Consider the following 21,351-nt stretch of genomic DNA (forward strand, 5'->3'; position numbering starts at 1 on the left):
AGGTGTTAAGGTTGTGGATAGCGTTGAGCAACTTTTTGAATGTGGTGCAAGCAAAGGAGGTTTGTAATCATGGGGGGCTCTGCAATGATCATTTCTTCGGAGATACTGACTACGGATGAATTTCAGGGGTTTATACGTAGTGTTGGTGGTTCGATCAAATATGGCAAGTCCCCTCGGGGGGGAGTGAGTGAAGGTGAGTCGGATATATGGCTAGCGATGTTGTCAAAAGACGTTTTTGAGGATTTTTGTGATGCTGAGGATATGCTGGAATGGCAGAGCGTACTGGGAGCGGTTCCACAGACGATAATTGAGATTGGATTAGATTTTACTCAAAAATCTAGATTGATGTGTCTAGAAGTTATATTGAGTTTTGGTAAGCTCTGGAACTGTGTATTGCACGATGTAGATGACTCTGTTCTGTCTTATAACATGGTTTGTGAGAGATATAACAAGTTAGTTGGTCGATTCTAAAAAGGAAGGCATGAACTAGGATGGATCCTGAGGGGGGCCTCAGGGACAAACCACATTTCTTAAGGATTAACTAAGTTTGCTTTTGGCCGATTTTTTTTGTGTTTTTCAGATGGTGGAGAGCTTGATGCGTAATACTGAATCCGAAGCATTGAAGCCGTTATACGATTTGGCCAGTCCGGGCAAACGCTTGGCTGGATATTTTATTGATCTGTCTATTGTGTTTGTTCTGATGTTTTTGAAAGGATTGATTGGTTATATACTCATGGCGAGTAGCTCCTACGGCGTCGCGATTTTTTACAACGTGATAAATAATATTCTGCTGGTTCTCGCGATCAGCTATTTTCTGTTTTGTGATGCTCTACCGAACGGCCAGAGTGTGGGTAAACGGTTGTTGAAGATGTCCGTAGTAGGATTTCCTGTGAATACGAAGTGCACGATTTTTCAGTCGCTTTTACGAAACGCTCCGAAAGTAATGTTTAGTATTTTAGACGCGGTCTTTGTGTTTTTCGGGTTTAGGCGACGTCTCGGCGATATGCTTGCCATGACCATGGTGGTCAATGTCAAATAAATTGATTTCTGTATGGCTGTTATGAGAGAAGGGGCCGGATTTATTTGTGGATAATCGATTTTTGTTGTCGTAAATAAATCTGTCCCCTTTTTTCAGCAACAACTAATTGATAGCTTGGGCTCCAACGTTAAGGCGAACCCATTACGGCAAGAATATGAGCAGAAAGTTGCTGATCTTTCTTCTTATGCCGAAAGGATAAAGCCCGACATGACACAAGATGAGCTTCGCGGCCTCGCAACGGACGCCAACCTGGCAAGGCGACAGCTTGGTGTTGAATATAAGGATCTAACACCTGAGCCGCTTAGGGATTATATTTATGAAGTCAATCAAGCTCGCTACAACGATCCGCTAGGGCCAACCGTTGATTATTTGGTCAATAACGGTCGTACCTACACTGACATCATTCAGTCGGCAGCTCGACCAAATCCTAATGTTGATATTCTGCTCGGGAAGTTTGGTGAATGGCTACAGAAACAGCCTGAATCATATATTCAACAATATATGCACTTAATAGGGCGGTAATGATCATGGGGCATATTTATTTGCGACATAAAAATGACAGGCGATTTGTTCTGTCGTGCGATCAAAATTACAATCCGATTTCAGAAGAAGATGTTGGTCAATGCAAGCCGCGAAGCAAGGCTTTTTATGTCGGATTTCCCGGCGGGTTTGTCGGAGTCTATTCCTCAGTCGAAGGGCCTATTCTATTCGTCAATGATAGCAAGTATTTCTTTACTGATCCGTCATGGAATGTGTCGGTTCAAAGGAAAGTAGGTGTTAACGAAGTTAGCTTTGTCGGTTTAGATCAAGGCACCCTTATATTCGAATATTCAGTTGTGGAACTTGATCCGTTGGATCCTTGGTCAGAAGAGCAATTTGACGATTTCTTCATCTGGCTAACAAAGAAGCGACATGATCGAGAATTCATTGTCATGTGGACAGAGGGGATTGATTAGCACCGAAAAAGGGGGGGCGCTCAACCGGTCGGCGCAACAAGGCGTTGCAACCTATCAGCCGGTGTTTTGAAATCCAAAGTTTTGCAAAAAGCAAAAAGGGTCCCTTCTTCTCACGGCTGCTGATGAGGTGCAAAAGGAACGGGCAACGTTGTCTGCTCCTGAGACACCCCAGTCGGGCGGCAAGTAATTTTTAATGATGTACATGGAGTGTTCATGAAAAAAACTTCACTGCTAATGTTGAGCCTGATTCTGACGTTGCCAGGGTGTAAATCCAACGTCAGAGACTCTTCCCCCAGTTTGCTCAATAACGGCATCCAACTGCACCAGGACAAAGTGACCGTCGATACGCAACACGCCAAGGTCATCATGAAAGCGTCGGGTGCCATCTACCCAGTAGAGTTTTCGATCAGGCGCGCAACGGATCCTGACCAGCGAATGGATGTGCAGGGAACTGTGGCGGATACCGGCCGGGGCAAGGTGTTTGGCTGGATTGCCACGCTCAACGAAACGGTCCACAGCGCAACGTTGAAGCACTTCCCGCAGTTGGAAGTACAGGCCGACGCCGATCAACCGTTCGTGGTATCGGGTTACGCCAGAGACGAGAGCATTGGGCGTGTCTACCGATGTGGCCCGGTTAGAAGCACTTTCACACCGGAACGAAGCAAGGTTTATCTGGTGGAGTTTCAGTTTGTGGATGACCGCTGTGAACAGCATGTCTACGATGTCACTCAGTCAGAAACGCGTATTCCCGTCGCGAGCGTACCGGGCCTTTGAGGCCGGATTTGAGTCAACGCTGAGCCATCGCAACACACAGAATCCATTTGAAGAAGGAAGCACTACGTGAAACGGAATTTCTCCCTGACCCTTATCGTCCTGGCAGCAACTCTAGGTGGCTGTGCCGCCAACAAACCGGCCAACGATCCATCCTTGATTGGTTCATGGAAAGGCCTGCGGGCAGAAAACGGCAAATGCCAGTTCCTATCCTGGAACAATGACTTCAAGCCCGACGGCAGCTTCACCGTCACCTTTTTCCGGGATGCCCAGCAGACCCAGCCGATTCAAACCGAACATGGCAGCTGGTTGGCTGCCAATGGCAAGAATGAATTGAGAACTGATGGAGTGCGTTTGCCAGATGTCTACACCTACAAGTTGATCGATGCCGACACGGTGCATTACGTGAATGTGGCGTCAGACCCTTCCGGCGATTGCCAGGAAGATTATGAGTTCACTGAGCGCCGCATTCGCGGTTAAGCCAATCAGGTGTTCGGCCGCGCATTGCATGTACTGAGCCTGCCTGTACGAGCGGCCATAGAGCTGCGCGGGTGACGTACATGGGGTCGTCGCAGTAACAGCGTAACCGCTCCATGGTCGGTCGGGCTATGCGAACAAGAAAGGTGGTTCTGCCAGCAAGGGTTCGCTGATCAAGATCGGCACCGAACTGGCGAGCACCCACAACACCAGCACCAGCGAGTACGACAGCCAGACCGCCAAGCAAAGCACGCTCAATGCCGGTAAAAGCCTGGCGATCATCGCCGACGGCAGCGCGCCGCAAAGAAAAGGGGACACCCATTAGCCGGTCCTACGTCAAGATCCAAAGCCTACCCGCCCTGCTTTTTAACGGTAGGGTGTTTTCCTCGCTAAACCTGATCGGTTGAACCGGTCGAACCCTGCGAAAAAGGGGTAGATTTATTTATTGATAAACGATTTTGGTCGTCGAAAATAAATCGCCGTTCCCTTTTTTGTTTTGCTTTTTGATGAGCGAGGCGTGTTTTGGGAAAGATAGATACTATAAAAAATCTAATTAGTGTCGGGCGAGCTAAAGATGTGTTGGATTTTGTTGAAGGGGACTCTCCTTACATTTCTGAGGCGTCTTTAGGTGCTCCTCAAGAACCAGAGTTGCGGGGGCTATGGGTGATTGCAGTGCATCATTTAAGATTTGTTTCGGGATTTGGTGTTTCTTCTTCAGGAGCTTATAAAGATGGAAAGTATTTAACCGCCTTTCCTGAGGGATTTGAGAAATGGCTTCAAGCAGGAGCTCCGGGAATCGCAAGCGAAGATATTAGTGCCTATCTGAAAGATCATCCTTTGTAATAGTGCAAAGGGCGCAAAAGACTCTGGGGGGCAGTTGATGCAGGCTTTGGATCTTGACGTAGGACCGGCTAATGGGCGTCCCCTTTTTGGTCCTCTTACAGGTTAAAAGATGTCAATAATCCAGAGGCGCAAGCCGCACGGCAGGCTGCACTTGATGCGATAAAACGTATTGAAAACGCAGTTATGGGGGGTATATGAAAAAAACATTTCGTTCAATAGCCGCTGGTCTTAATAGCACGTGGCAACCCGAGGATGATCCCTCTTCTTTAACGCAATGGTATCTGTCGGTTTGCGATATACCTATTGAAGATCTTCAGATTGAGGATTTGTGCCGCGCGGTGAGGCAGGACTTATTCTCATCGGAGTTGTTGCCTTTGGTGGTTGATGTTCTTGGTAAAGACCTGCTTTCAGGTTATATAGATGATGGAGAGTTGTTGGCGGCGGTTGCGCGTTTGTCGTCATCCTATTGGAGCAATAATGTGTTACTGGCGCAGAAAATGCGCTCGATTCTGGTTAAGAATGGAGGATCTTTGGTAGATGAGCCTGATGCTGTAAAGTCTGCAAGTGTTTTGGAGAGTAAGCTAATTAGTGTTATTGGATAAGAGGCGCGTAACTGAAGCGAAAAGGGAACAGATTTGAATGGCGCTTACTTAGCAGCTAACTAGCTGATGTGACTGCAAAAAAATGAAAAAAGGCTGGCCTTGGTCTACGGTGATAGTTGCGAACACACACCCACAGAGCAAGGACCAGCCCGAGTGAATCGTAGACGTCAAATCGTCAGGCATCAACAGCAGCGCATTCGTCAACACGCCACCCACAGTAATGCTCACGCCTTCTTCAAGTTGCTCAGCGATCCAGAGCTACTGCAACGCGTTGAGTCAACGATACCCAAACATCGTCAGCGGCTGTTCCCTCCGGCCGAAACACTGTCGATGTTTTTGGCCCAGGCGATGAATGCTGATCGCTCTTGCCAGAATGCGGTGAATGACTTGTCGATCAAGCGTTCCTGCGATGGTTTAAAGCCCAGCAGCGTTCATACCGGGGCTTATTGCAAAGCCCGAGCACGGTTGCCGGTAGAGATGGTTTCGACTTTGTGCGCTCCACCGGCACATCAATGAGCAACAAGGCACCGCCGTCATGGCGCTGGATGGGGCGACCTGTGCGTCTTGTGGATGGCACCACGGTCACCCTGCCGGATACGCTGGCCAACCAAGAGGCGTATCCACAATCTCGTGGACAAAAAGCCGGATTGGGCTTTCCCATCTGCCGTTTGGTGGGAATCATTTGCCTCGCCAGTGGAGCAGTTTTAGACGTTGATGCCGGCCTTCATAAGGAAATTATGGACAGAGTGATACCTCAGAAACCGGTTCCTGGTATTCCAAGAGATCCTGACGCACCAAAAAGAGTAGATCCGGGTCAGCCAGGTTACTCGTTGGAGTTACCTAAGGTTTGGGAATCGCTGCTCGAAAAAAACTCGAGTAATGCGCGTATTTATACCCAAGATGAGTTTCTCAAGGAGTTCGGGAAATGACATTGAATAAATCGGTTTTCGATGATCTCTGGAATGGCGAAAAAAGTGTCTGCTTTTTTGTTCATTTGGGGAGATGCTTTTGGATTGTGGATGAAAAATATAATTTTTGTCTTGATGCGGAAAAAGATTATCGTGCCTACCTCGATGGTGGGGATATTACCCAGGAACAGTATGATCTTGCTTGTAAGGAATTTAGAGCGGGCGTTCTGAGAATGAATGCGGATAATTTTCCGCAGTATTTACAGAGTTCAAATGAAAAAATCCTATCTTCGTTTGAACTTGAGAGCTTTATTGGGGGTGGCGGCGATATCTTTAAGAAGGTTGAGGCACACTATTTAACGGGTGAGGCGTTAAGCTCGTCTGACTTTAAGCATGCCAATGTCATTTCTTCACGGCTTCCGAAGTTTTATATAAATTTTGATCGAAGAATATATATGCATCTGGATTATGGGCGCGCTCATGAAGACCTTGCCTATTCAGATTGGATCTCCGAGTGTGCGGATTTCAGCTTTCTGATTCCTGATAATGAACGATACTGGGTAAAGGCAGGTAATGACTATTGGAAATTTCGGTTTTTGTAACAACACTAGGAAATAGGACGCCCATTAATCAGGGAAAAGGGGACGGATTTGAATGGCACTTACTTAACCTTCTTCGGGTGCCCATTCCTCCGTACCTCGGCCCTTGCCGATCGACGTGCTTGCATCAACAAACAAATCGTACCCCGCGATAAGGTACATAGTTATCGCGGGGTACGGCGTTGAACACCATCGTTTTGCAAGATTTTGCACGCACGACCTGAGGCTCATCAGCTCCTCCCCGCAAAGTGCGGAAACAGCCTATGCGTTACTTCAGTGCTGCGCCCGAATCTGGCGCCCCAACACATCCATCACATCGCAACCATCACGCAGCAGCATGGCCGCTGCGTGGGCGATTTGCTGCACGTCTGCGCCTTTGGCATGGGCAATGTCGAGGCTGGCCAGGCTTTCCATCATCTGCGTGACCGCCAGAAACCGTGCAGCGGCGTTGCTGTGCAGCACATCCAGAGGCGCTTGGGTGGCGACCAGCAGCACCGGGATATCGCAATCGTTGTTGGTCATCGGCATGTGCGGGTTCATGCGTCATCTCCCGGTTGGGCGGCGTGCAGTCCGTCGATCGACGCCTGAACCAGTGAGCGTGCGGTGCCGAGCATCTGCTGGCTGGCCCAGCGTAACGAGACGATGTGTTCCGGGCGGGTGGCGGTGGGGGCTTGATGGGCGAGGGCTTCGGCGCAGCTCAGGTAGACCGAGGCGTGTTCGAGTGCGTCGAGTAACGGGATGTCGGGCTGAACGGCGAACAGGTAATGGTCGACGTGGTCGCAGCGGGCGAAGGGGGTAAATTTGGTGGTTGGATCGGTCATGGGTGTAGCTCCTTGGAAGTCAGAGAGCTGCCACTGGGTCGCCGTCAAACGAATGGGTGGCAACTGTGCGCAGGTTGACGGACCGGTCCAAGATACCCGGCGCACTCGAAAGTGCCCCGCACACAGTTACCATTAAGCTGTGCAGCGGGCACACAAGTGCACGAGCAAAGTTGAGGAACCATGCGCATCTTGGAATTGCCGAGCCGTCAAACCCGATCACGAATGAGTCGTGACAGGCGCGAGGATAGGGAGTGAGGCTGTGGCAGTCAATCGCCCTAAGGTCCGACGCAGGTGGTTTGTTTGTAGGTTTGTTCCGAGACTGACAGTTGCCGTGTGCGCAGATACCGATCGCCGGTTGCGATGAACGCAACTGGGCGGGATTAACAGGAAAAGCGCGCCGCTGATTTATTTACCGGCGCCTGAGCAAGGTTGTCGAAGATAAATTCGTCCTGTTTGATAGCAAAAAGGGGGCACCCATTATTAGAGGAAACCACGGCTTTCCTGCCGACTCAGAGCCTGACTTTTTATCCAGGAAAACCGTGCACCCTATCTTCGTTCGCTGAAGCCCGAAAGTGGCTTACTTCAAATCTTTTTGTGCCAGGAAAGAAACCTTCTCTTTCGGGACCAACAACAGGTTGTGATAGAGCCTTGATGGATCGAAAGCGTAGAGCTTTACGGATTTTCTGGTTACGGTACGAGCCACAAAGCGTCTCACTTTAGCCAGGCTTCGCTGTTCGTAATACTCAGGGTCAAAGCTGTTGCCTAGTACGAATATCTGATAGTCCGGAAAGTATGAGTCAAATATGTTCATCTTTTTGAAAGCTTCGATATTGGCTTTATCGTTATATTCGAGCATGACGAGCGGTCGAAACTTCAGTAGCGTATTTTTCAGGCCTTTGAGTGCTTTGGGTTCATGCCCTTCGACGTCTATTTTGACAAAGTCGATTTTATTTATAGTGCCGGCCAATGATTCGGCCCAGCTATCGCCACAGGCAAGCTGGATGACTTCGGCGCAGGATTTCTGGCCTTTGTACTCAATGCTCGAGCCACCTATATTGCCGGTCTCATCAACAAATATTTCTGCCGAAGCATCGGTGTCCGAGAGTCCGTAGTTAAAGCAGGTCACATTGTCAATGCGGTTATGTTCTATGTTTTCCTTCAACAGGTTGAAGGTGGACTTGACGGGTTCGAACGCGTAGACCCGGGCGGCATCCAGAGAAAACGACAAGGCGTGATTGCCAATATTCGCTCCGATATCCAGGACCACAGCGTTTTCAATTCTTTGCAGGATTCTGGCGACAAGCGAAAGTGGCAAACCTTCATAAATGCCCCTTTTTTTTATTTTTTGAGTGATCAGGTCATCTTTGAATGCTTTCAGCGAATGGTTGTTTTTTGTGACTACCGTCTCTGTCATTCGAATATTTGGTTGTATACCGGCCATATCCACTGCGCTGAATCCCCTCTGAATGATGGCGTAAAAGTATCATTTTGATGGCTATTTGTCATCGAGAAGAGACCGCGTTGTCTGAGTCATCTACCGCTAAAATTTGAGAGTGGCAATCAGTCAATGGCAACAAGATCAACCTGATGGCGTATGTCTCGTGAGGCACGGCTCAAGCTCCCGTAAAACCTTGGAGAGACTTGAGCACGCCTGCGTGAGGAGGTACATCAACAGGCGTAGGTCTAGCGCTTCTTCACCGCCACACACATATCCATTTCCATCACATCGGTCTTCTGGTCGTAGGAAGCATCCACCGGGTAGCGTTCGAAATTGGGGCGTTTGTCGTAGTCCAGGCCACTGGCCGGCATCCACTGAGCGCAAAGTTCGCCCCATGCCGCGGCAATCTGCAAGGCCGGACCTTTGAAGCGGGCCACCGCGTAAAGACCGCCGGGCAGGGTGGTGACGGCGAACGGGAAGGCCGCATTGAAACCCTCCGGGACCTCGACGCAAGCGTCGTAACGGCAATATGCGGCCGGGGTGACGCTTGGGTCGTCATGGCCGATGCCATAACGCACTTTGTTCAGCAGATCGTTTTCGATCATCCACGGGGCGACGGTCTCGCGCCAGAAGGTGCCGATGCCTGGGCCGTAAGGGCCGGTGTAGCGCAGGTAGGCGACGCGGGCGGGTGGCAGTTCTATCAAGGTGACGTTCATCGAAGTGTCCTTGTTGTCAGCGTCGGACCTGATAAGCGAGCCTCGCCCGACAGAGGCAAGGCTGACTCTGAGTTACTCGCAACCGCAGGATTTGGCGCTCGGTTCGTCTTCATAACGATCATGATGGCGCACCCATTTCATGCCTTGCTCTTCGTTGCGGCCCTTGGGCGTCAGGTCGAGGTAGTTATAGGCGCCGACCAGCAGGTCCAGGCCGCGAGCGTAGGTGGAGTAGGTGTGGAAGATTTCCCCGGCGTCGTTGCGATAAAACACGCTCAGCCCCGGCAGTTCACCTTCGGTGCTGGTGCTTTTATCGTAGTTGTAGGTCGCGGTGCCGTCCGCGAGTTCCTGCTCGCTGATGGTCACCTTGTAGTCGGCGTTGAAGTCACTGCCGGCCGATGAGACCCATTTGAACTGCCAGCCCATGCGTTTGCGGAACGCCTGGAATTCGGCCAATGGCGCGTGGGAAACCACCACCAGCGAGACGTCATGGTGGGCCAAGTGCTGATTGGCGCCGTCGATGTGATCCGAGACAAACGAGCAGCCGTGGCAGCCTTCTTCCCAACCCTTGGCAAACATGAAGTGATAGATGATCAGTTGGCTGTTGCCTCCAAAAAGATCCGCGAGGTTTTGCCGCCCGTCGGGGCCTTCGAACACGTAGTTCTTGTCGACTTTCACCCAAGGCAGTGCTCGACGTTCGGCACTGAGTTTGTCGCGTTCCCGGGTAAAGGCCTTTTCGTGAATCAGATGCTGTTTGCGGGCCGCGAGCCATTCTTCTCGGGACACGACTTTGTGCTGTTGCACGCTGTTCATGACTTTCCCTCCTGCGAGGTTGGCGTTTTGTGGCTTACACAGCCTAGTCGTTTGACCGACACTGGAATCGACAAGCTGCCAATCGGTTGCCGGCATTTAAGAAGCACCCGCTGCCTTCAAGCACTTCAATGCGCTGAAATCACTGCGTACCTTGTCGATTTTCTTCAATAGATGCTGGTGTTGATCGGCAGTGCTGTCGGCCATCAGGTCGACGATCAGGCTGCGCGCCTGGGCTTCGGTGTTGGCGTAAGCCTGACGGTAGGCCGGGGTCCATAGGGTCTCGCGATCGACCAACAGGGTTTCGATGCGTTGCGCAAAGTCGCTGTTGTGGCGTTGTTCCACCGCAGCGCTGAACAGTGCCTGCCAATGAGCGCGGTTGGCGATCCATTGCTGGTTTTGCTCGCCCAGCGCGTTGGCCCAGGCAACAACGCGCTGTTCCTGAGCATTGTTCAGCGGTCCGAGCCAGTCGCCCAGGCGTTTATCCATCCGCTCGATGCGATGTTTGATCTGCTGTGCCAGCGGCGGTTTTACATATTGGTCCTGACGCTGACGCAAGTCTTTGGCGAAGGCCTGCTTCATCTCATCGACCTGTTGGTCATTCAATCCCTGCAACAACTGGACTGCCGAGGGGGTGATTTCCCGGGTGGTTTGGGCGATGGCTTGCTTGGCTTCGAGGATTCTGGCTTGCAGCGCGGCGTCCGTGACTTGATTGGTTTCGACCATCCGCTGCAAACGATCGAGCCAGTCGAGGTAGCCGGGCAATTGCGTGGAGCAGTGCCAACTGAGGTGTTCCTTGAGACGTTCGTTGAGCCAGTCTTTCTGCTCGCTGGTCATGTCCAGGTAGTCGCTGAGCGTCCAGGGAATGATCACGTCGAGATTGCGATAGGCCATGCCCATGCGGTTGCAGGCCGGCAGTGCGAGGCACAGGGTCAGGAGCAGAGCCAGGTGTTTGAACCAGCGCGACATGAGCCAATCCTTGCAAGGGCGTAGTTCTGGTGTCTGAACGCAGGATGGACCCGACAGCTCAGCCGATCAATAGAACGTGCGTTTGGCTTTGCAGGATGTTGCTTGGGGGGAGAGGGTTCCAGTCCTAGCGCTTCGAAGCTCAAAGCGCTTAGGGACCAGGGTAACGCGAGGGGGATATTACTTTTTGCCCAGGGTGATCTGTTTGGACGGGCCGAATGTCTGGCCGCTGACGCCTTTGGCAATTTGCTGGATCTCGCCGCCGGACTTGAGGAAAAGAGCGATCTGGTCGTTGATCGATTCGCTGGTTTCAACGGCTGGAGCTGGCTTTGCTTTGCTGTTGGATGCTTTTACACGCATGGCGGCCATTAACCTGTAGAAAATTAACTTGGCCAGGCATCGTACAGGAAATACTTGACAATTGCTTGGTAAATATCTGCCTGAAATAACCGAGGGTAGGTGTCGATTATTCATAAGTTGCTGTTCGTAATAACTGCCTAAGCTACTGTTTTAAAAAAGAACGCTGGCGTGAAAAATATCGTGTATGGCTTACCGATATCAGAAAAAAGCGTCTGAGCGGTCTGACGAGCGGCCCCTGCTCTGGCGCAAAACCCACGAGAAATGAGCCTCGCAGAGGATTTTTCTTTGCAAGCAAGCGGGCCACGCAACGGCACCGGCAAAAACGGGTAGAATGCCGCCCAAGCAACGAGGGTATTGGAAATGGCTTTAGTCGGGCGCTACAACAGCTTGCAAGTGGTTAAACACACTAACTTTGGTTTATATCTGGACGGTGGCGCGGATGGCGAAATCCTTCTGCCTAATCGTTATATTCCAAAAGATATTCCCAGCGAAGATGAAGACTGGCTGAACGTTTTTGTTTATCTGGACAGCGATGACAAACTCATCGCAACTACCGAAAAACCGAAAGTTCAGGTCGGTGATTTCGCCAGCCTTAAAGTCGTTGAAGTCAACAGCATTGGTGTGTTTCTCGACTGGGGTCTGCCCAAGGACCTGCTGCTGCCGTATTCCGAAGAAAAGCGGCAGATGACCGCTGGCGAATACTGCGTGGTGCACGTCTACCTCGACAAGCACACCCGCCGCATCACCGCGACCGCGCGTCTGGATCGCTACCTGGACAAAACCCCGGCCAACTACAAACCGGGTCAGGAAGTTGACCTGCTGGTGGCCGAAGCGACCGACATGGGCTTCAAGGCGATCATCAACAACAAGCATTGGGGTTTGATCCACAAGAATGAAGTCTTCAAGTTCATGCGTGCCGGCAAGGAAGAGAAGGGCTTCATCAAGGAAGTTCGTGCCGACGGCAAGATCAGCCTGAGCCTGCAACCGGTGGGTGAAGAAGCCGCCACCAGCCTGAACTCGAAGATCCTCGCCAAGTTGCGCGACAACAACGGCACCTTGCCGGTCAGCGACAAGAGCGACCCGGCACTGATCAGCAGCCTGTTCGGTGTCAGCAAAGGCAACTTCAAGAAGGCCATTGGCGCGCTCTACAAGAACGGCCAGATCGTCATTCACGCGGATCGCATTGAGCTGAGTTGAGCCAAGCCGAGCCGAGCTGAACTGACTGCCCCGGCCAAATGCCGGGGCATTTTTTTCTATTGAGTAACTGCCATGTCGTTAACCGTTCGCGAGGTTTCGCGGTGATAGCCACTCGGCGCAGCGCCGATGGTTTTGCCCTGCAAGTGATGCTGGGACTGTGCCTGGTCTGGGGCATCCAGCAGGTGATGATCAAATGGGCGGCGGCGGACATCGCACCCGTGATGCAGGCCGCTGGGCGTTCTGGAATTTCCGCGTTACTGGTGGGGTTGCTGATCTGCTGGAAGGGTGGCTGGAACCAGGTTGGCAACACCTGGCGTGGCGGTTTGCTGGCGGGCGGCCTGTTTGCCACCGAGTTTTTGTTCATCGCCGAAGGTCTGAAACTGACCACGGCGGCGCACATGTCGGTGTTCCTCTATACCGCGCCGATCTTCACCGCATTGGGCGTGCACTGGCTGTTGCCGAGCGAGCGTTTGCGACGGTTGCAATGGTTGGGGATCCTGCTGGCGTTCATCGGTATTGCCGTGGCTTTTGCCGGGGGCGTGTCCTGGGAAAATCTGGACCGGCGGATGCTGCTCGGCGATGCGTTCGGCGTGCTGGCCGGGGCTGCCTGGGGCGCGACCACCGTGGTCGTGCGCGCCTCACGGCTGTCGGAAGCACCAGCAACCTTGACCCTGTTTTATCAACTGATCGTCGGCTTTCTCGGTTTGCTGCTGATTGCCGCCCTGAGCGGGCAAATCACTCATGTACACCTGACCCAGGTGGCAGTGGCCAGCGTGCTGTTTCAGGGGCTGGTGGTGTCGTTTTTCAGCTACCTGACGTGGTTCTGGCTGCTGCGCCGTTACCTGGCGTCGAACCTCGCGGTGTTCTCCTTCATGACGCCACTGTTCGGTGTGACCTTCGGGGTATTGCTGCTCGATGAGCCATTGAGTTTCAACTTCGTCGTCGGTGCGGTGCTGGTGTTGCTCGGCATCACTTTTGTCAGCGCAGAACAGTGGGTGCGCCGTCGTTTGCGCAAAGCGCTGGAGCGTTGAGTGGACGCAGCAGCAAACCACCGGCCACCAGCAAGCCGCTGCCAGCCACCATCAATGCCGGTTGCAAACCACCGCTGAAGTGGCTGCTCAGCGCCGCCAGCAATGGCCCGCTGAGCTGACCCACGGCGAAGCACGCGGTCAGCAGGCCGGCGTTGCGCTGGGTGGCATGCGGTGCCAGCTCCCGTGAGCGTTGCATCACCAGTTGCATGCAGGCCAGAAACGGCGTGCCGCAGAGAATGACCCCCAACGCCAGGCCGAGACCGCTGCCCAACAGGCACGCGAAGACCCCGGCCGCTTGCAGCCACAACGTGGCGATCAACCAGTGACGCGTGGCATCGGGCTTTTGCCGGCGCAGACTCACCAGCACCACTCCGATGGCGGCCGCCAGACCAAAGCTCGGCCAGAACAGGTCGGCCTGCCATTGCCCTTGAAAACGCGCACTGGCCATTTGCGACAGGAAGGTCGCCGGAATGATGTAGCCCAGACCATACAAGGCATAGATCAAACCCAGGCGCGGGATTGCTGCAGTGTTTGAGGCCGCGGCGGTGGGGGCGACAGCCACGTTCGCGACCGGTTGCGGCAGGATCGGCAGAATCACCAGCAGCATTGCCAAGCCCACGCCGGCATACAACAGCCACAAGGTCGCAGAGCTTTGTCCCAACAGGTTCGAGCCAAGTGCGAGCAAACCCGTCAGAAGAATCCCCAAACCCGGCCCGGCGAATACCAATGCGCCGAGTTTTGGACGTCCGGCAGCCATCGCCAATGGCTGACTCAGCGCGGTGATCATTACCAGCACCCAGGCGCTGGCCACGCCGGTGCCGAAGCGCAAAAACAGATGCGGCCAGAAGCCTTTGGCCCAGAACGAGGCAAGGGTCAGTAGCACGCACAGCCATAAACCGCCGAGCAGGCGCTGACGGACTTGCCTGGGGCGACGGGCGAACATCGCGTCCACAGCGCCGATGAAGTAGCCAAGATAATTGGCTGCCGCAATCAGACCAGCGGCGGTCAGGTCGATCTGACCTTCGCTGAGCAAATGTGGCAGTTGCGGGGTGAGCGCAAAACGGCCAATGCCCATGGCCATCATCAAGGCAATGAAACTGGCGAGTAGGCGAACAAGCGGCGACATGATCAGGATTCCTGCAAAGGAGCAATGACCGTCAGGCTAGGACTGATTGACTTTCTTTAAAAATGAATAATAGTGAGTAACTTGTTCTTGTTTGGAGAAAGGTGTGGAGTTCAGCCAATTGCGCATCTTCCAGGCCGTGGCCGAGGAAGGTTCCATCACCCGCGCCGCCGAACGCTTGCATCGGGTGCCGTCCAACCTGTCGACGCGGCTCAAGCAGCTTGAGGATCAGCTCGGCGTAGAACTGTTCTTGCGTGAGCGTCAGCGCTTGCAGCTTTCGCCCGCCGGTAAAGTGCTGTTGGACTACACCGCCAAGCTGTTTGCCCTGCATGACGAAGCCCAGGCGGCAGTGCAGGGCGGGCAACCGGCCGGTGATTTCGTGCTTGGCACCATGTACAGCACGGCGGCGATTCATCTGCCGGCGTTGCTGGCGCGCTACCACCGCACTTACCCGGCGGTGAATCTGCAAGTGCAGTCGGGTCCCAGTGGTGAGTTGCTCGAAGGCTTGCTCACCGGGCGCCTTGATGCGGCGCTGGTCGATGGCCCGCTGGCGCTGGCAGGGCTCGATGGCGTGCCGTTATGTGATGAAAAGCTGGTGCTGATCAGCGAAGCCGATCATCCGCCCGTGCGCAGCGCGCTGGATGTACAGGGGCGCTCGGTGTTCACTTTTCGTCAGGGTTGCTCCTACCGGATGCGCCTGGAGGCCTGGTTCGCCCATGATCATGCGGCGATGGGCCGGGCGATGGAAATCGAGTCCTATCAAGGGATGCTGGCGTGTGTGATTGCCGGCTCCGGTGTGGCGCTGATGTCCGAGTCGATGCTGGCCAGTCTGCCGGGACGCGAGAGCGTGGCCGTGCATCCGTTGGCCGAGCCTTTTGCCAGCGCCACCACCTGGCTGATGTGGCGCAAGGGCATGGTCGGCGCCAACCTCAATGCCTGGATCGAAGTGCAACAGGCGGCGTTCGGTGGTGGCCGCCCGGTTGAGGCTGATTTTGATGGATTCGGTAACAGATCTTTGCGCTCTGAGGCGAGCATTGCGTAAGACTTCGGACTACTATCTGTATGAAGCGTCTATAGAACCCGGTCGCTCAGCACTACCCTGAAGGGGGGCACCATGAAAGAGAAACTGCAAAACTGGCTCCATGACCTCGGTGTCGCGCTTGGTTTGATCGAACCACCTCTGCAGCCCGTGCCTGTCCGCACTGACGATGAGCAACGTCGGCGTCAGCAACGCCGCCGGTAAGCGACACGGCGTGAAAAGATCGCAGCCTTCGACCGCATCGTCGGAGGCGCGATAGCGCACCCGCCTCAAGGGTGCTGATGCAGCCACTGGTCAATCATCACGCGCAACTTCTCCCCGGAAAAACTCCCGAAATGTCCGCCATGTACGGTGCGGATCGGCAGTGTGCGCAGGCGTTGCAGGCTGCGGGCGTAATCCTCGAGGTTGGAGTGATAGGCGTCTTCGATCAACGGCCCGTCGTAGATGATGTCACCACTGAACAGCGTGCCGGTCGAGACTTCAAAGAGGCTTATGCCGCCCGGTGAATGGCCGGGAGTGTGCAGCACTTGCAGGGTTCGATTACCCAGGTCCAGCACGTCACCTTCTTCGATCAGTCCCGTGGCGGGAGCAGCTTTTACCCGGTATTCGGCGTAGCACAGCGGGCAATCGGGGTGGGCTTCGAACATCTCGTCGCCAACGAAGGCCTTGGACAGGGTGTTGTCACCGTCAGGCTCGGCGAGGATCTGCGCTTCGGCCGGATGCACCAGCCGCTCGGGGAATTCGTGATGACCGGCGATATGGTCGAAATGGCAATGACTGGCCACCGCCACCAGCGGCCGTTCGGTAATCCACGGCAGTTGTTCGCGCAGGCTGACCAGGCCCGAGCCGCTGTCGAGCAGCAGGTCTTTGTCGCGGCCCTGAATGTGCCACAGGTTGCAGCGGTAAAACGGTCGAATGTACGGCTCGTGAATCAGCCGAATGCCGTCGCTCAGGTGTTTGACCTCGAACCATTGATCGCGACTGACGATATTCATGGTGCTTTCCTTTAGGCAAAAAAAAACGGGTGCAGCAACCGACGCTGCACCCGCCGAAGAAAGGTGTATGGCGTCTAACCTGAGGTTAGATCGCGTTTGCCACGGTGACAGGACGAGGGGACAGCAGGCTGACCATGACGAAGCTCACCAGGCCAACAGCCAGGCTGTAGTAGATCGGGGTGTTGGCGTCCAGGCCATCCTTGAACATGAACACCAGGGCAGTGACGAAGCCCAGGCCCATGCTGGCGATAGCGCCGGAGGTGGTTGCACGTTTCCAGAAAATGGCGCCGATCAACGGGACCAGCATGCCGCCCACCAACAGGTTGTAGGCCAGGGTCAGAGCGCTGATCACGTCACTCACAACCAGCGCGATACCCAGTACGACAATACCGGTCAGCATAGTGAAGAGGCGGTTGATCTTCAGGCTCGACTGTTTACCACCGCGCAGTTTTGGCAGCAGGTCTTCGGTCAGTGTGGTGGACGCGGCGAGCAGGCCGGCGCTGGCGGTGGACATCATGGCCGCCAGGGCAGCAGCGATCACCAGACCACGAATGCCATCCGGCAGCGAAGCTTTGACGATCGCGGCGAAGGCGTTGTTGACGTTGCCCAGGTCGGGGATCAGCACATGAGCAGCCATACCGATCAGCGCGCACGCCAGGCCGTAGAATATGCAGTAGACGCCGGCGACGGTACCTGCGTACTGAGCGACTTTTTCGTTCTTGGCGGTGAACACCCGTTGCCAGATGTCCTGACCAATCAGGATGCCGAAGAAGTAGATCATGAAGTAGGTGATGATGGTGTCCCAGCCAATGGTGGTGAAGCTGAAGCTCGACGCTGGCAGTTTCAACACCAGTTCATCCCAGCCGCCCACGCGGTACAGGCAGATTGGCAACAGGATGAACATCAGGCCAACGGTCTTGATCACGAACTGAACGATGTCGGTCAGGGTCAGCGACCACATGCCGCCGATGGTCGAATACACCACCACCACGCCACCGCCGAGTACTACCGAAATCCAGAACGGCAGGCCGAACAGCACTTGCAGCACGGTGCCGATCGCGAGGATCGAGGTCACGCCAATCATCAGCGCGTAGGCCAGCATGATCACCGCACTGGCTTGGCGGGCCATTGGGTTGTAACGCTTTTCGAGGATCTGGGTAACGGTGAAGATCTTCAGTTTGAGCAGCGGCTTGGCCAGGAACAGGTTCAGCGCGATGATCCCGCAACCCAGTGCAGCACACAGCCAGAAACCGGAAATGCCGTGGACGTAGCCCAGGCGAACGGTACCGACGGTCGATGCGCCGCCCAGTACGGTGGCGGCCATGGTGCCCATGTACAGGGTCGGGCCGAGGTTACGCCCGGCCACGAGGTAGTCTTCGTGGGTCTTGGCCTTGCGCATGCCGTAATAGCCCAGCACCAGCATGCCGGCGGCATAGATGAGTACAACGAATAAATCCAAAGCCATGAAGCGTGTCTCCGATTGTCTTTCTTATATGAGTCTTGTAGGTACAAGGCTGCCCGTGATGCAGGCGCCTCGGTGTATCAGCTCAACCGCGTCATCGTTCATCGCGGGCAAGCCTTGCTCCTACGGGTAGTGCTTGAGTCAGGCGGCTTGGCGCATGACCGGTTTAGCGAGCGAATCCGTGCCCTTGCTGCGTGGGTCGTTCGGCCCGAACACGGCCGCCGGCTCCGGGAACAGGCTCAGCAGTGCCAGGTACACCAGCGACGCGAGACCCAGGGTCACCGGCAGGCTGATGTCGATTCCGCCGGCCAGGTCGCCCAGTGGGCCGACAAATTGACCCGGCAGGTTGACGAAGCACAGGCCGACCATTGCACTCGGGATCCAGGCACCCAGGCCACGCCAGTTCCAGCCGTGCTGGAACCAGTAGCGTCCGCCTTTCTCGCCACGGGTGAACACTTGCAAGTCATCCGGGCAGTAGAAGCCGCGACGCACCAGCAGGCCGATGATCATGATCACCATCCACGGGGTGGTGCAGGTGATGATCAGCACGGCGAAGGTCGACACGCTCTGCACCAGGTTCGCCGCAAAGCGCCCGATGAAGATGAAGGCAATCGACAGCGCGCCAATCAGCAAGGTTGCCTTGACCCGCGACAGCAGGCGCGGGAACACGCTGGACATGTCCAGGCCGGTGCCATACAGCGAGGTGGTGCCGGTGGACATACCGCCGATCACCGCGATCAGGCACACCGGCAGGAAGAACCAGCTCGGCGACACGGCCAGCAGGCCACCGACATAGTTGTTCGTAGCGATGTAATCCGGTGCCTTGATCGCCACGATGGTCGCGGTGGTCAGGCCGAACATGAATGGGATCAGGGTGGCGATTTGCGAGATCACCACGGCGGCCATGATTCGGCCTTTCGAGGTTTCGCGCGGGATGTAGCGTGACCAGTCACCGAGGAACGCGCCGAAGGAAATCGGGTTGCTCATCGCCAGCAACGTGGAGCCGATGAAGGCTGCCCAGAAGCCAGGTTGACCGTGGTTGACGCTACCGGCGAAGTTCGCATCGAAGGGGCCGGCGAAGGCGAAGATCCCCAGCAGGAACAGCAAGCTGGCGCTCCACACCGCGATCTTGTTGACCCACAACAGGAAGCGGAAGCCGTAGATGCATACCGTCAGCACCAGAATGGCGAACAGGCCGTAGGCCAATGCCAGGGTCAGGTCGTTTTCCGGAATACCGATCAAGCGCTTGGCGCCACCGATCAACGCGTCACCCGAGCTCCACACCGAGAGTGAGAAGAACGCGATGGCGGTCAGCAACGACAGGAACGAACCGACGATCCGCCCGTGCACGCCGAAGTGCGCACCGGAAGACACGGCGTTGTTGGTGCCGTTGAGCGGGCCGAACAGGCCCATCGGCGCAAGAATCAGTGAGCCGACCAGTACACCCAGCACAATCGCCCAGACGCCGGCTTGAAAAGACAAACCGAACAGCACCGGGAAACTGCCGAGCACGGCGGTGGCGAAGGTGTTCGAACCACCGAAGATCATCCGGAACAAATCCAGCGGACTTGCGGTACGTTCGTGGTCGGGGATCTGTTCGACCCCGTGGGTTTCAATTTGCGTAAGGCTTTGGTCTTTGTTGTTGTTATTCATGATCTGCTCCGATCATAGAGGCGCGCTCATCGTGTGCGAGCGTCACCTGTCTTGGCTAAGGGGAGGGCAGCCCTTCCGGCATTGCGGACAAATGTTCGTGGCAGGCCAGCCAACGGCCTTCTTGTTGTTTGCGAGACACCTGTTTTCTAAAAACAATGGTTTCGCGTTCCTGGCTGAAATGTTGCTCCCCTTGCATGCGCAACTCGGTGGCCACGTCATGGACAAACACCGCCACGTCACCTTGCAGGCTGACGAAGGCGTTGCTTGAGGTGCACGAAAGCACCTCGAAGCCATCCTCGAAGCGCCAGGTGTCCCACAACGCCTGATAGGCATCGCGCGACAGCAACGGCTGTTCGAGGGTGTAGAACACGAAGCTGGCATCGGCGCTAAACGCGCCGAAGTAGGCTTCGCGATCATTTTGAGCGAACGCCGACACCAGTTCGGCGGCGGCGTCGAGGACCTGATCACGTGCGTTCATGGTCAAACCTCAGCGGTGAGCCACGCCCGGCAGTACGCAGAGCATTTCGTACAGCAGGTTGGCACCCAGCAGCGAGGTATTGCCGGTGGTGTCGTAAGGCGGCGAGACTTCTACCAGATCGCAGCCGACCAGGTCGAGGCCTTGGCAGCCACGAACGATTTCGATCGCCTGAATGGTCGTCAGACCGCCGATTTCCGGGGTGCCGGTGCCTGGAGCCCAGGCCGGATCGATGCCGTCGATGTCGAAACTCAGGTACACCGGGCCACCGCCGACTTTTTCGCGGACTTCAGCCATCAGAGGTTCCAGCGACTTGTGCCAGCACTCTTCAGCCTGAACCACGCGAAAGCCCTGTTTGCGGCTCCAGTTGAAGTCTTCAGCGGTGTAACCCTGAGCACGCAGGCCAATCTGCACGACGCGGTCGCAGTCCAGAAGACCTTCTTCAACAGCGCGACGGAAGGTGGTGCCGTGGGCGATTTTCTCGCCGAACATGTGATCGTTCACATCGGCATGGGCGTCGATGTGGACCAGGCCGACTTTGCCGTGTTTTTTGTGGATGGCACGCAGGATCGGCAGGGTGATGGTGTGGTCGCCACCGAGGGTCAGCGGGATCACGTCGTGTTCGAGGATCTCGTTGTAGGACTCTTCGATGATGCGCACGGCATCCAGCAGGTTGAAGGTGTTGATCGCCACGTCACCGATGTCGGCAACCGACAGCGAGTCGAACGGCGCAGCACCGGTGGCCATGTTGTACGGGCGGATCATTACCGATTCAGCGCGGATCCCGCGTGGCCCGAAGCGGGTGCCGGCGCGCAGGGAAGTGCCGATGTCCAGCGGGATGCCAATGAAGGCAGCGTCCAGGCCGGCAGCGGTTTGCAAGTGGGGGAGTCGCATCATGGTGGCGATGCCGCCGAAGCGCGGCATTTCATTGCCGCCCAGTGGTTGGTGAAGAATCTTGTCCACGGGTATGGCCTCATCATCATTGTTTTATTTATGGGGTTGCACCGCGCAAAGGGATCGCACAGGCACCTGTTGAGCGGATTCTGCGAAATGTAGTGCGGGAGAAGAATCGC

27 protein-coding genes and 1 pseudogene are annotated in these 21,351 nt (G+C 55.1%); 14 read left to right on the top strand and 14 right to left on the bottom strand.

Annotation, left to right across the window (positions count from 1 at the left end; translation table 11 throughout):
- The first annotated feature begins 84 nt into the window (after positions 1-84).
- The 6 genes from AC1RKH_RS26645 to AC1RKH_RS26670 all read left to right on the top strand — a co-directional run bounded on the left by AC1RKH_RS26645 (position 85) and on the right by AC1RKH_RS26670 (position 3,246).
- Complete coding sequence (locus tag AC1RKH_RS26645) at positions 85-471, top strand: hypothetical protein (RefSeq protein WP_493064304.1); 387 nt, start codon at positions 85-87, stop codon at positions 469-471.
- Between the two features lie 124 nt (positions 472-595).
- Entirely contained in the window at positions 596-1,039 is a 444-nt protein-coding gene (locus tag AC1RKH_RS26650; RefSeq protein WP_493064305.1) for an RDD family protein, read from the top strand.
- A 207-nt stretch (positions 1,040-1,246) separates the two neighbouring features.
- Complete coding sequence (locus tag AC1RKH_RS26655) at positions 1,247-1,561, top strand: hypothetical protein (protein ID WP_493064306.1); 315 nt, start codon at positions 1,247-1,249, stop codon at positions 1,559-1,561.
- A gap of 5 nt (positions 1,562-1,566) precedes the next feature.
- A complete protein-coding gene (locus AC1RKH_RS26660; RefSeq protein WP_493064307.1) occupies positions 1,567-1,995 on the top strand; it encodes a hypothetical protein in 429 nt (142 codons plus the stop codon).
- Positions 1,996-2,208: 213 nt separating this feature from the next.
- Positions 2,209-2,769, top strand: a complete 561-nt coding sequence (locus tag AC1RKH_RS26665) for a hypothetical protein (protein WP_493064308.1) — start codon at positions 2,209-2,211, stop codon at positions 2,767-2,769.
- Between the two features lie 66 nt (positions 2,770-2,835).
- Positions 2,836-3,246 (top strand): hypothetical protein, encoded by a 411-nt coding sequence (locus AC1RKH_RS26670; RefSeq protein WP_493064309.1) that lies wholly within the window; start codon positions 2,836-2,838, stop codon positions 3,244-3,246.
- A 126-nt stretch (positions 3,247-3,372) separates the two neighbouring features.
- Here AC1RKH_RS26670 and AC1RKH_RS26675 read toward each other — a convergent pair whose 3' ends face one another.
- Positions 3,373-3,561 (bottom strand): hypothetical protein, encoded by a 189-nt coding sequence (locus tag AC1RKH_RS26675; RefSeq protein WP_493064310.1) that lies wholly within the window; start codon positions 3,559-3,561, stop codon positions 3,373-3,375.
- 204 nt (positions 3,562-3,765) lie between these two features.
- Between AC1RKH_RS26675 and AC1RKH_RS26680 the strand changes: the two genes are divergently transcribed.
- The 4 genes and pseudogenes from AC1RKH_RS26680 (at position 3,766) to AC1RKH_RS26695 (ending at position 6,198) form a co-directional block, all read left to right on the top strand.
- A complete protein-coding gene (locus AC1RKH_RS26680; protein WP_493064311.1) occupies positions 3,766-4,086 on the top strand; it encodes a hypothetical protein in 321 nt (106 codons plus the stop codon).
- A 194-nt stretch (positions 4,087-4,280) separates the two neighbouring features.
- The gene (locus AC1RKH_RS26685) at positions 4,281-4,688 is read left to right on the top strand and encodes a contact-dependent growth inhibition system immunity protein (protein WP_493064312.1); all 408 of its coding nucleotides are present in this window, start codon (positions 4,281-4,283) and stop codon (positions 4,686-4,688) included.
- A 153-nt stretch (positions 4,689-4,841) separates the two neighbouring features.
- Positions 4,842-5,410, top strand: a pseudogene (locus AC1RKH_RS26690) (transposase); the annotation flags it as partial.
- Positions 5,411-5,613: 203 nt separating this feature from the next.
- Positions 5,614-6,198, top strand: coding sequence for a hypothetical protein (locus tag AC1RKH_RS26695; protein WP_493064313.1), 585 nt, complete (start codon positions 5,614-5,616; stop codon positions 6,196-6,198).
- Positions 6,199-6,468: 270 nt separating this feature from the next.
- On the opposite strand, the gene AC1RKH_RS26700 is transcribed toward AC1RKH_RS26695, so the two are convergent.
- The 7 genes from AC1RKH_RS26700 to AC1RKH_RS26730 form a co-directional block, all read right to left on the bottom strand.
- Entirely contained in the window at positions 6,469-6,735 is a 267-nt protein-coding gene (locus AC1RKH_RS26700) for a short-chain dehydrogenase (RefSeq protein ID WP_103316269.1), read from the bottom strand.
- Positions 6,732-7,016, bottom strand: a complete 285-nt coding sequence (locus AC1RKH_RS26705; RefSeq protein ID WP_493064314.1) for a DUF3077 domain-containing protein — start codon at positions 7,014-7,016, stop codon at positions 6,732-6,734. Before AC1RKH_RS26705 ends, AC1RKH_RS26700 begins: the two co-directional genes overlap by 4 nt.
- Positions 7,017-7,593: 577 nt before the next feature.
- Positions 7,594-8,457: an FkbM family methyltransferase gene (locus tag AC1RKH_RS26710; RefSeq protein ID WP_493064334.1), complete on the bottom strand. Its 864-nt coding sequence runs from the start codon at positions 8,455-8,457 to the stop codon at positions 7,594-7,596.
- Between the two features lie 242 nt (positions 8,458-8,699).
- The gene (locus AC1RKH_RS26715) at positions 8,700-9,170 is read right to left on the bottom strand and encodes an AraC family transcriptional regulator (RefSeq protein ID WP_493064315.1); all 471 of its coding nucleotides are present in this window, start codon (positions 9,168-9,170) and stop codon (positions 8,700-8,702) included.
- A 72-nt stretch (positions 9,171-9,242) separates the two neighbouring features.
- Complete coding sequence (locus AC1RKH_RS26720) at positions 9,243-9,980, bottom strand: DUF899 domain-containing protein (protein WP_493064316.1); 738 nt, start codon at positions 9,978-9,980, stop codon at positions 9,243-9,245.
- A gap of 96 nt (positions 9,981-10,076) precedes the next feature.
- Complete coding sequence (locus AC1RKH_RS26725) at positions 10,077-10,946, bottom strand: DUF6279 family lipoprotein (protein ID WP_493064317.1); 870 nt, start codon at positions 10,944-10,946, stop codon at positions 10,077-10,079.
- Positions 10,947-11,123: 177 nt separating this feature from the next.
- A complete protein-coding gene (locus AC1RKH_RS26730; protein WP_185015272.1) occupies positions 11,124-11,312 on the bottom strand; it encodes a PFL_1563 family small protein in 189 nt (62 codons plus the stop codon).
- Positions 11,313-11,663: 351 nt separating this feature from the next.
- Here AC1RKH_RS26730 and AC1RKH_RS26735 point away from each other — a divergent pair, with 351 nt between their 5' ends.
- Together AC1RKH_RS26735 and AC1RKH_RS26740 are read left to right on the top strand one after the other, a co-directional pair.
- Complete coding sequence (locus tag AC1RKH_RS26735; protein ID WP_123423407.1) at positions 11,664-12,500, top strand: CvfB family protein; 837 nt, start codon at positions 11,664-11,666, stop codon at positions 12,498-12,500.
- A 101-nt stretch (positions 12,501-12,601) separates the two neighbouring features.
- Positions 12,602-13,531: a DMT family transporter gene (locus AC1RKH_RS26740; RefSeq protein ID WP_493064318.1), complete on the top strand. Its 930-nt coding sequence runs from the start codon at positions 12,602-12,604 to the stop codon at positions 13,529-13,531.
- On the opposite strand, the gene AC1RKH_RS26745 is transcribed toward AC1RKH_RS26740, so the two are convergent.
- On the bottom strand, positions 13,479-14,657 hold the full coding sequence (locus AC1RKH_RS26745; RefSeq protein ID WP_493064319.1) for a YbfB/YjiJ family MFS transporter: 1,179 nt from the start codon (positions 14,655-14,657) through the stop codon (positions 13,479-13,481). The two genes, AC1RKH_RS26740 and AC1RKH_RS26745, sit on opposite strands and share 53 nt — an antisense overlap.
- A 103-nt stretch (positions 14,658-14,760) precedes the next feature.
- On the opposite strand from AC1RKH_RS26745, the gene ptrR reads away from it, so the two are divergent.
- Positions 14,761-15,696 carry a putrescine utilization regulator PtrR gene (ptrR, locus tag AC1RKH_RS26750; RefSeq protein ID WP_493064320.1) on the top strand — a complete coding sequence of 312 codons (936 nt, stop codon included), beginning with the start codon at positions 14,761-14,763 and terminating at the stop codon, positions 15,694-15,696.
- Between the two features lie 72 nt (positions 15,697-15,768).
- A complete protein-coding gene (locus tag AC1RKH_RS26755; protein ID WP_259740122.1) occupies positions 15,769-15,897 on the top strand; it encodes a PA1414 family protein in 129 nt (42 codons plus the stop codon).
- Positions 15,898-15,962: 65 nt separating this feature from the next.
- Here the strand turns inward: AC1RKH_RS26755 and AC1RKH_RS26760 are convergent, their stop codons facing one another.
- From AC1RKH_RS26760 to speB, 5 genes are all read right to left on the bottom strand, one after another.
- A complete protein-coding gene (locus AC1RKH_RS26760; protein WP_493064321.1) occupies positions 15,963-16,688 on the bottom strand; it encodes an MBL fold metallo-hydrolase in 726 nt (241 codons plus the stop codon).
- Positions 16,689-16,773: 85 nt separating this feature from the next.
- Positions 16,774-18,153 carry a sodium:solute symporter family protein gene (locus tag AC1RKH_RS26765; RefSeq protein WP_493064322.1) on the bottom strand — a complete coding sequence of 460 codons (1,380 nt, stop codon included), beginning with the start codon at positions 18,151-18,153 and terminating at the stop codon, positions 16,774-16,776.
- A gap of 138 nt (positions 18,154-18,291) precedes the next feature.
- Positions 18,292-19,803: a purine-cytosine permease family protein gene (locus AC1RKH_RS26770; RefSeq protein WP_493064323.1), complete on the bottom strand. Its 1,512-nt coding sequence runs from the start codon at positions 19,801-19,803 to the stop codon at positions 18,292-18,294.
- Positions 19,804-19,858: 55 nt separating this feature from the next.
- Complete coding sequence (locus AC1RKH_RS26775) at positions 19,859-20,281, bottom strand: YybH family protein (protein ID WP_493064324.1); 423 nt, start codon at positions 20,279-20,281, stop codon at positions 19,859-19,861.
- 9 nt (positions 20,282-20,290) lie between these two features.
- Positions 20,291-21,241 carry an agmatinase gene (speB, locus tag AC1RKH_RS26780; protein WP_493064325.1) on the bottom strand — a complete coding sequence of 317 codons (951 nt, stop codon included), beginning with the start codon at positions 21,239-21,241 and terminating at the stop codon, positions 20,291-20,293.
- Positions 21,242-21,351: the final 110 nt, after the last annotated feature.

It is taken from the genome of Pseudomonas sp. GW822-FHT06B12, assembly GCF_058799675.1.

Bases quoted from the DNA above. Each gene is read 5' to 3' on its own strand.
- AC1RKH_RS26645 (WP_493064304.1), top strand. From the start codon at position 85: ATGATCATTTCTTCGGAGATACTGACTACGGATGAATTTCAGGGGTTT.
- AC1RKH_RS26650 (WP_493064305.1), top strand. From the start codon at position 596: ATGCGTAATACTGAATCCGAAGCATTGAAGCCGTTATACGATTTGGCC.
- AC1RKH_RS26655 (WP_493064306.1), top strand. From the start codon at position 1,247: ATGACACAAGATGAGCTTCGCGGCCTCGCAACGGACGCCAACCTGGCA.
- AC1RKH_RS26660 (WP_493064307.1), top strand. From the start codon at position 1,567: ATGGGGCATATTTATTTGCGACATAAAAATGACAGGCGATTTGTTCTG.
- AC1RKH_RS26665 (WP_493064308.1), top strand. From the start codon at position 2,209: ATGAAAAAAACTTCACTGCTAATGTTGAGCCTGATTCTGACGTTGCCA.
- AC1RKH_RS26685 (WP_493064312.1), top strand. From the start codon at position 4,281: ATGAAAAAAACATTTCGTTCAATAGCCGCTGGTCTTAATAGCACGTGG.
- AC1RKH_RS26695 (WP_493064313.1), top strand. From the start codon at position 5,614: ATGACATTGAATAAATCGGTTTTCGATGATCTCTGGAATGGCGAAAAA.
- AC1RKH_RS26700 (WP_103316269.1), bottom strand. From the start codon at position 6,735: ATGAACCCGCACATGCCGATGACCAACAACGATTGCGATATCCCGGTG.
- AC1RKH_RS26705 (WP_493064314.1), bottom strand. From the start codon at position 7,016: ATGACCGATCCAACCACCAAATTTACCCCCTTCGCCCGCTGCGACCAC.
- AC1RKH_RS26710 (WP_493064334.1), bottom strand. From the start codon at position 8,457: ATGGCCGGTATACAACCAAATATTCGAATGACAGAGACGGTAGTCACA.
- AC1RKH_RS26715 (WP_493064315.1), bottom strand. From the start codon at position 9,170: ATGAACGTCACCTTGATAGAACTGCCACCCGCCCGCGTCGCCTACCTG.
- AC1RKH_RS26720 (WP_493064316.1), bottom strand. From the start codon at position 9,980: ATGAACAGCGTGCAACAGCACAAAGTCGTGTCCCGAGAAGAATGGCTC.
- AC1RKH_RS26725 (WP_493064317.1), bottom strand. From the start codon at position 10,946: ATGTCGCGCTGGTTCAAACACCTGGCTCTGCTCCTGACCCTGTGCCTC.
- AC1RKH_RS26730 (WP_185015272.1), bottom strand. From the start codon at position 11,312: ATGGCCGCCATGCGTGTAAAAGCATCCAACAGCAAAGCAAAGCCAGCT.
- AC1RKH_RS26735 (WP_123423407.1), top strand. From the start codon at position 11,664: ATGGCTTTAGTCGGGCGCTACAACAGCTTGCAAGTGGTTAAACACACT.
- AC1RKH_RS26745 (WP_493064319.1), bottom strand. From the start codon at position 14,657: ATGTCGCCGCTTGTTCGCCTACTCGCCAGTTTCATTGCCTTGATGATG.
- AC1RKH_RS26755 (WP_259740122.1), top strand. From the start codon at position 15,769: ATGAAAGAGAAACTGCAAAACTGGCTCCATGACCTCGGTGTCGCGCTT.
- AC1RKH_RS26760 (WP_493064321.1), bottom strand. From the start codon at position 16,688: ATGAATATCGTCAGTCGCGATCAATGGTTCGAGGTCAAACACCTGAGC.
- AC1RKH_RS26765 (WP_493064322.1), bottom strand. From the start codon at position 18,153: ATGGCTTTGGATTTATTCGTTGTACTCATCTATGCCGCCGGCATGCTG.
- AC1RKH_RS26770 (WP_493064323.1), bottom strand. From the start codon at position 19,803: ATGAATAACAACAACAAAGACCAAAGCCTTACGCAAATTGAAACCCAC.
- AC1RKH_RS26775 (WP_493064324.1), bottom strand. From the start codon at position 20,281: ATGAACGCACGTGATCAGGTCCTCGACGCCGCCGCCGAACTGGTGTCG.